The organism is Leptospira ryugenii, from assembly GCF_003114855.1.
Lineage (GTDB): Bacteria > Spirochaetota > Leptospiria > Leptospirales > Leptospiraceae > Leptospira_A > Leptospira_A ryugenii.
This window is the reverse complement of the sequence record NZ_BFBB01000007.1, coordinates 315,825-316,129: the sequence shown is the minus strand read 5'-3', so window position 1 is coordinate 316,129 and position 305 is coordinate 315,825. Positions and strand designations below refer to the sequence as shown.

Here is a 305-nt window from a genome sequence, read left to right as displayed (position 1 = left end):
TCCATGTCCAGATCTCGCACACACATACGTCCTGTATGCTGTTCGTCGCCCGGATTCTTTTTAGGCTAGAATCGATTTCGTTTGGGAAATTGGGTAAAATCTAAATGTAACCTAAGAACGTGGGATGAGGGATTCGAACGATTTTCCAAGAGAGTTCGAGTAGGAGATAAGGCAAGACACCTTGCCTTATCTCCGTTAAACGAGAACGACCGAGCGCAGGAGGTGCGAGGACTTGGAATAGACGGCCTGGAACGTGTTCGACCGTGATGGGAGAACCGTGTAAGGCGAATCCCGTCATCCACCCA

General features: G+C 49.5%; 1 protein-coding gene. It reads right to left on the bottom strand.

Annotated features, from left to right (window positions below):
- Positions 1–100: 100 nt before the first annotated feature.
- The coding region (locus DI060_RS19075) for a hypothetical protein (RefSeq protein WP_209452038.1) at positions 101–305 on the bottom strand (205 nt) is incomplete at its 5' end.